Raw genomic sequence first — 1908 nt, forward strand, 5'->3', positions numbered from 1 at the left:
TGGTCGGATTGCTGGGCGACAAGCTTTTACCCTCAAACCTTGTTCCGGGTTCTGCGGAGTACAACCAGGCCCAGGCCAACATTCTTGCGCTTTCGCAAATTGTCGGTGTGCTAGGGGCGGCGGCTTCGGGTGGGGATGTCGGGGTTGCTGCTGCGGTGGCGGCGAATGCTACGCAGTACAACTTCTTGAATCATCGGGATGTGGAGGACCTAGCTGCGGCAGAGAAAGCGTGTCGACTCAAAGGTAACTGTGAGGCAGTTAAAAAAGAATTCGATGCTCGTAGCGATGCTAATCGGGAGCGACTGAAAAACTGCCAGGCCACGAGAAACTGCGCGCAGATACGTGCCGAGATAGATGAGGGGGCCAGAGAACTGGGGAGTCTGATTGAGCGGACTGAGGTATTAAATCCGGGCGGTTCGGACAGCGATCTTGCTTATTACTATCAGACCCGGCGAAATGCGGTTGATTGGACTGTTGCCGGTCTAAATCATTTAGATCAGATCGGTAATTTGTGGGTCAACAATGACGGGGCATGGTTGAAAGAGGCCGCCGTCTACCTTGATCAAAGCGGATTCAATCCCTTCGGGATAAATGTAATACCGGGAATGCATCCATCAGGAGAAACCGGGAGCGTTAAGTTGAAACCGATCGGTGAAACGTCACCCGTCGGTGGAGGAAAAGGACAACCCGGCTCTACCACTCCGGAGTGGGACAACGCTATATCAAAAGCAGATGGAGACTTTGGATATCTGAATCAGCCAGAGCCGAGTAGGCCTCCAGCATTCTTTGACGCTAAGGTCTATGCGTCCGAATTTATGAGTAATGGGCGAATAAAAGCTGCTGATTTGGAGAAGCTAATTCCCCCAGGTATTGCAGATAGCTTCAAATCTTCTGCTACCATCAGTGATGGGAGTAAATATCAGTACGTTTGGGGAGGGCAAAAAATTGAAGTTAAGTGGCACTCGCCTGATACAAACGCAGCTGCAAAGTTTCCAGGGTCTAACTCTGGTGCAGGATGGACTGCGCAAATAAAAATTGGAAATAAATTACTTGGGCAAGATGGCAAGCTATACAGAAAGCCCTCAAATTTAACTCACATTCCTGTGGATTTTTAAAAAGTGAAGAATTTTTCGTATTATTGTTCCTTGCCAGACTCCATGGCCGAAGATGAATTACATGCTGAGTTTCTCGAGCTTATCGAGAGCTGTGCGCTTGCTGAGTGTGAGAGCTCTGAGATTGTAAGGAGCTTTCTTGAGCTCAGCGATCGTCAATGGCAAACGTATACAGTTTTGGGTGACTGTTTAAAAGGTGAAGTAGAGCGGGTTTTAATTTCGCGCTGGAATTCCGATAATTTGGAAATTGTTGAGTGTTTTATTGCTGTTGCTGCAAGGCTAGGCCTTGTTGGACTATTCAGGTTTATATCGAGTCAGGATGTTAATGGTCTACCGTCCGATGTGGCGACTGAGATAGAAAGTGCGATAAATGAGCTTGGTGATAATATTGCTGATCCATATAGTGGTATGTAATATGACCTATAAGGGGGCGGATTTATTTATTAGCCAGAAAATAAATCTATCCCTGAAAAATCTTCGATTTTTCGTACGACAAATAGAAGAACCGAGACTGTCAGGTTTTTTGTATGTATGAACCATATAAAACGGGCGACCTACAGGTCGCCCGTGTCCATTCACTCCGCAGCCTGCGCCCGCAATCGTCTACCAATCACATCCATCAAATCACAACCATCCCGCAACGGAATGGCCAGCAGTTTGCAAAAGTCTGAAAGCACAACCGTGTCGCAACCAATCTCGGCGCGAAAGGCGATGTTTTCCAGCACCTGAGTGACCGTGCGAATGCGGTAATCCGCCATGGCTTGCAGAACATCGAGTGGCGCTTGGGTATCAATAA

The 1908-nt window shown here is 47.8% G+C and carries 3 protein-coding genes; 2 read left to right on the forward strand and 1 reads right to left on the reverse strand.

All coding sequences use genetic code 11. The features are described from left to right. Together PMI18_RS31375 and PMI18_RS0129770 are read left to right on the forward strand one after the other, a co-directional pair. The coding region (locus PMI18_RS31375) for a hypothetical protein (RefSeq protein WP_007905326.1) at window positions 1-1115 on the forward strand (1115 nt) is incomplete at its 5' end. A 42-nt stretch (window positions 1116-1157) separates the two neighbouring features. Further along, window positions 1158-1526, forward strand: coding sequence for a hypothetical protein (locus tag PMI18_RS0129770; protein ID WP_050548153.1), 369 nt, complete (start codon window positions 1158-1160; stop codon window positions 1524-1526). 161 nt (window positions 1527-1687) lie between these two features. Here the strand turns inward: PMI18_RS0129770 and PMI18_RS05830 are convergent, their stop codons facing one another. Then, window positions 1688-1906, reverse strand: coding sequence for a hypothetical protein (locus tag PMI18_RS05830; protein ID WP_007905333.1), 219 nt, complete (start codon window positions 1904-1906; stop codon window positions 1688-1690). Between the last annotated feature and the right edge of the window lie 2 nt (window positions 1907-1908).

It is taken from the genome of Pseudomonas sp. GM102 (genome assembly GCF_000282555.1).
In the GTDB taxonomy this organism is placed as follows: Bacteria; Pseudomonadota; Gammaproteobacteria; order Pseudomonadales; family Pseudomonadaceae; genus Aquipseudomonas.